5 protein-coding genes and 1 tRNA gene are annotated in these 5083 nt (G+C 74.2%); 2 read left to right on the top strand and 4 right to left on the bottom strand.

All coding sequences use genetic code 11. The features are described 5' to 3' along the window. Window positions 1-44: 44 nt before the first annotated feature. From ACFV0G_RS35035 to ACFV0G_RS35045, 3 genes are all read right to left on the bottom strand, one after another. Complete coding sequence (locus tag ACFV0G_RS35035) at window positions 45-845, bottom strand: chaplin (protein ID WP_380556700.1); 801 nt, start codon at window positions 843-845, stop codon at window positions 45-47. 227 nt (window positions 846-1072) lie between these two features. Further along, a complete protein-coding gene (locus tag ACFV0G_RS35040; RefSeq protein WP_380556702.1) occupies window positions 1073-1315 on the bottom strand; it encodes a chaplin in 243 nt (80 codons plus the stop codon). A gap of 396 nt (window positions 1316-1711) precedes the next feature. Further along, window positions 1712-3049, bottom strand: coding sequence for a M20/M25/M40 family metallo-hydrolase (locus tag ACFV0G_RS35045; protein ID WP_380556704.1), 1338 nt, complete (start codon window positions 3047-3049; stop codon window positions 1712-1714). 264 nt (window positions 3050-3313) lie between these two features. Here ACFV0G_RS35045 and ACFV0G_RS35050 point away from each other — a divergent pair. Then, window positions 3314-3398, top strand: a tRNA-Leu gene (locus ACFV0G_RS35050). A 163-nt stretch (window positions 3399-3561) separates the two neighbouring features. After that, window positions 3562-4167 (top strand): GPP34 family phosphoprotein, encoded by a 606-nt coding sequence (locus ACFV0G_RS35055; protein ID WP_380556706.1) that lies wholly within the window; start codon window positions 3562-3564, stop codon window positions 4165-4167. Between the two features lie 30 nt (window positions 4168-4197). Here the strand turns inward: ACFV0G_RS35055 and ACFV0G_RS35060 are convergent, their stop codons facing one another. Beyond that, window positions 4198-5025, bottom strand: coding sequence for a hypothetical protein (locus ACFV0G_RS35060; RefSeq protein ID WP_380556708.1), 828 nt, complete (start codon window positions 5023-5025; stop codon window positions 4198-4200). Window positions 5026-5083: the final 58 nt, after the last annotated feature.

Genomic DNA, 5083 nt, shown 5'->3' on the forward strand with positions numbered 1-5083 from the left:
GGGGCGTGCGCCGCCCGGCGCGCCTGGGGCGGGCCCGGGGGCCGTCAGCGGGCGCCCGCCCGCGAGCGGCGGTAGAGCACGCCGCCGCCGAGCAGCAGCGCGACACCGGCCGGCGCCACCACGCCCAGCCCCGAGACACCGGTGGAGGCCAGCACGGTCTGCGCCGGGACGGCGGGCGCCTGGCCGACGGACTCACCGGAGCGGCCCGTGCCGGGCTGCGGGGGTGTCTGCTGGCCCGTGGGCGGGGTGGGCGGCGGGGTCTCGGCGCACGGCGTGCAGTCGTCCACCGGGGTGCTCGGCGGGGTCGGGGCAGCGTGGCTGCCGCACTGGTTGCCGAACGCCGGGTTGCCGACGCCGACCACGTCGACCGTGTTGCCGCACGCGTTGACCGGCGCGTGGACCGGGATGCTCACGGTGTTGCCCGAGCCCACGCCCGGCGAGCCGTGGCTGCCCCCGCTCGCCGAGGCGCCGCCGGGGTGGTCGTCGCCCGCCGCCTTGCCCGAGGGCACGCCCGCAGAGGTGCCCGAGGGCACGCCCGCCGAGCCGCCGGACGGCCTGCCCGCGGTCGACCCGCCGGCCGCGGGGCCGCCGTGGCCGGTGGAGACGTTCCCGCACTGGTTGCCGTAGGCCGGGTTGAGCAGCCCGATGACGTTGACGGTGTTGCCGCACGCGTTGACGGGGATGTCCACCGGGGCCTGGACCGAATTCCCGGACCCGACGCCGGGCGAGTTCGCCGCGCTGCCCTGGGCCTCGCTGCCGGCCGCGTAGGCGTAGCCCGCGGTGGAGGCCAGGACACTGCCCGTGGCGACGGCGGTGAGGATTCCCCTCTTGGCGACCTGTCGCATAACTCCCCTGATTCTTCTGATAGTCCGAATTCCTGACGAGAGCCTCGCCCGTACACCACTCAACGAGCGACGACCCGGAAGGTTGAGCGGGATGCAGCGCATTCCATCGATCGAGTGAAGCGGGGAACGCCGGTGCGACGGCACGCGCGGACGAACGTGCCCCCGAGCGGGGATCCACCGATCGGGGGCACGTGTCAGAAGACCGGGATCTGCGACCCGGGCACCGCTCAGACGTTGGCGCAGCTGTTGCCGAACGCCGGGTTGAGCAGGCCGATCACGTTGATCGTGTTGCCGCACACGTTCACCGGGACGTGCACCGGCACCTGGATCAGGTTGCCCGACAGCACGCCCGGGGAGCCGGCCGCGACACCCTCGGCGGTGGCACCGCCGTGGGCCGAGGCGATGCCCGCACCCGCGAGCACCAGCCCACCGGTGGCGGCGGCAACGGCGGCGATCTTCTTGGCCTTCATAAAGTCCTCCTGGTCGATTCCGCAGCCCGTTCCCCCGGGCTGCACAGGGATGAACGAGGCTGCGGCGAACGGGGTACGGAGTGGATCTCCCATTCACCCGCAACGGTGATATCTCGCACAACAGATCGACCATGGAAATCGCCGAAGAATCGTTTCTCCAGCGCTCTTACACGCCGTCCCAAATCATTCCCTCGGACAATGCGGAGGGGGCGGGGGGGGGGGCCCCCCCCGCCGCCCGGGGCGGCCCCCCCCCCCCCGGGGCCGGGGCCCCGCCCCCGCCCCCCCCCCCCCCCAAACGGGCCGCCCCCCCACCTACCCCGCCCCAACACTATAGCCCCTGTACACGGCGGCAGTCCCGGGGGTGGACCCCCGGCCCCGTCTCCGTGCGCGCCGCCGTCAGCAGGCGTCGAGGAACCGGTCCAGCACCCGCACGCCGAACTTCAGGCCGTCCACCGGCACCCGCTCGTCCACCCCGTGGAACATGCCCGCGAAGTCCAGCTCGGGCGGCAGCTGCAGCGGCGCGAAGCCGAAGCAGCGGATGCCGAGGTCCTGGAAGGACTTGGCGTCGGTGCCGCCGGAGAGGCAGTACGGCACGGCCCGCGCGATCGGGTCCTCGGCCCGCAGCGCGGACTGCATGGCCTCCACCAGGGCGCCGTCGAAGCCGGTCTCGATCGCCTTGTCCGAGTGCAGCGTCTCCCGCTTGACCCGGGGGCCGAGCACCGAGTCCAGCTCGGCCAGGAACTCCTCCTCGTAGCCGGGCAGGAAGCGCCCGTCCACGTGTGCGGTGGCCTGGCCGGGGATCACGTTCACCTTGTAGCCGGCGCCGAGCATGGTCGGCTGCGCGGTGTTGCGCAGCGTGGTGCCGATCATCTTGGCGATCCCGCCGAGCACCCGCAGCGTCTCGTCCATGTTCTCCGGGTCGAGCTCCACGCCGAGCGCGTCGGAGAGCTCGTCCAGGAAGGCCCGGACGGTCTTGGTGATCCGCAGCGGGAAGCGGTGCCGGCCGAGCCGGGCCACCGCCTCGCAGAGCTCGGTGATGGCGTTGTCGTCGTTCTCCATCGACCCGTGGCCGGCCCGGCCCTCGACGGTGAGCCGCATCCAGTGCATGCCCTTCTCCGCCGTCTCCACCAGGTAGAGGCGCACCTGGTCGTTGACGGTGAAGGAGAAGCCGCCGACCTCGCCGATGCCCTCGGTGACGCCCTCGAAGAGCCCGGGGTGCTTGTCCACCAGGTAGCGGGCGCCGTAGGTGCCGCCGGCCTCCTCGTCCGCGACGAAGGCGAGCACCAGGTCGCGCGGGGGCTTGCGGCCGGTGCGCAGCCGGTCCCGGACGACCGCCAGGGTCATCGCGTCCATGTCCTTCATGTCGACCGCGCCGCGGCCCCAGACGCAGCCGTTCGCGATCTCGCCGCCGAACGGGTCGTACGTCCAGTCCGCGGCGTTGGCCGGCACCACGTCGGTGTGGCCGTGGATCAGCAGGCCGGGCCGCGAGCGGTCCTCGCCCTCGATCCGGACGACGGTGGACGCCCGGCCCTTCGCCGACTCGTAGATCTTCGGCTCCACGCCGAACTCGGCGAGCTGCTCGGCGACGTACTCGGCCGCCTTCCGCTCCCCCGGCCCGGAGCCGTCCCCGTAGTTGCTGGTGTCGATCCGAATCAGGTCGCGGCAGATGTCGGCGACCTCCGATTCGGCCGTCACCCGCGGGGCTCCCGCCCGCTCCGCCCTCGACTCACTCACGGCCACTCCTCGTCTCCGGCCCGCCCGACGCACCTCGACGCCGCCCCCGGCCCACGCCGGGGCACCGCGGGCACCGTCCCGCCATCCTCCCTCAGCGGCCGCGCGGCCCCAAGCCCCTCTCGCCGTCCGGCGCGGCCCGAGGCGCCCGCCGATCCCGCGGATCGAAGCCGCGCGGGCGCCAGGGGAGCGGTTTTGGGATCCGAAGCCGATCTTTGCTACTGTTATCCGTGTCAGCGCGGGGAACAACCGCGCAGGCGACACCCCGTCCGGGTGGCGGAATGGCAGACGCGCTAGCTTGAGGTGCTAGTGCCCTTTATCGGGCGTGGGGGTTCAAGTCCCCCCTCGGACACATCGACGCGGAATGCGGGTCGGGAGCAATCCCGGCCCGCATTTCGCTTTTGTACGGACGGTGCGGGCGGCCTGCGGACGATCCGGTCCTGCCCGGCGGGGGCGGCGGGCGGGCTTAGGCTGGTCTGGGTTCGGGACCGACCGCCTCTGACGTGGAGCCGTTCATGACCACACCGCGCGACTTGCTGATGGTCTCCCTGGACGTCGCTTCCGACCGTCCCGTGGAGGCGGGCGACCTGTCGCTCGCCCTCGCCGGGGCCGAGCTGGTCGACCTGATCGACGTACAGGCCCTGACGCTGGACGGCGACCTCATCGTGCCGGGCAACCGGTGGGCGCTGCCCGATCCGCTGCTGGACGCGGCCTCGTCGTCGCTGGTCCGGCAGACGCCCTACGAGTCGGTCGAGGACTGGCTGTGGCGCCGCGGCCGCGGGCTGTCCTCGACCTACACGGACGCCCTGGAGTCGGCGGGCGCCGTCGCCCGGGAGCGCACCCGCTGGAGCCACGCCCCGACCGGCCGGACGGCACCGGTCGACTCCCCCGACCGCCGCCGCGCGGCCGACCGCTGGACGTCGGGCGAACCCGTCCTCGCCGTCCTCGCGGCCTCCGTCGGGATCCACGGCGCCCCGGCCGGGGACTCCCCCGCCATCGAGGACGACGCCCTCGCGACCGTGCTCGCCACCGTCAGCGGCGCCGTGGTGGAACTCGACGGCGTACGGCAGCGGCGGGCCGTCGAGGACGCGGCCTTCGACAACGTCTGGCGAGGCGTCTGACGGGGCCGTGCAGCTGCGCGGGCACCCCGCTCAGACCGCCTGGCCGGCCGCGTCGCCGGTCGGGGAGGCCGGGGCGCCGGTCAGGAAGTGGGCGGCCTTGTCGGACGCCTGTTGGTAGAAGTCGGCGGCGAGCTGGGAGGAGGCGCTGTCGACCTGGAGGTACCAGTAGGTCAGGAAGGCGGGGCCGATGCGCTGCACGGCGAGGTAGCCGTTGACCGGGGTGCCGTCGAGGTCGCCGTCCATCCGCACGGCGGACGTCCCCGGCCCGCCGAGGCCGGTCGGGGTCAGCGCGAAGGTGACGCTGCTGTCCGGGCTGGTGAAGGTGACCGAGCGGCAGGTGGTGAGGGCCTGCACGGCCCGGCCGAACTCGCTCTGGAGCGCCGCCTCGTCCTCCGTGGTGAGCGACTCCCCGACGTACGGGGTCGCGGCGGTGGTGGTGAGCTCCGTCTCGACCTGGACCCGGCCGGGGCCGTCCCCACCGCCGCCGAGCAGGTCGCCGAGGGCCGGGCACCCGCTGGTGGTCGAGCTGCCGCTCTGGCCGGTGTCCTCCGGCTGCAGAAACGCCGGCCCCAGGTCGTCGGCGGTGAGCAGGGCCTCGCGCAGCTGGTCGGCCGACGGCCGGCCGGGCACCCCGGACGATCCCGACGGCGCACCCGGTGCGGGCGCGGCGCCGGAGGCGGTCGGTGCCCCGGGGACGGGCGCGGCGCTGGTGGCGGCGCTCGACGGCACCGCCTCCGGCGAGGCCCCGTCGGCCGGCCCACCGCAGGCGGCGGCCGCCAGCAGGGCTGCGAGGGGTGCGGCGAGCAGTGTCACCCGGGTACGCGCACGGCGATGGCCGCCGGCCGGTGTGGAACCCATCGTGGTCCCCCTTCGGGGGGTGTCGGCGCTCTCTGGCCCGATCGTCGCACCGTGCGAC

Origin of the sequence: Kitasatospora sp. NPDC059571 (assembly GCF_042735675.1) — a bacterium.
Taxonomy (GTDB): Bacteria; Actinomycetota; Actinomycetes; order Streptomycetales; family Streptomycetaceae; genus Kitasatospora.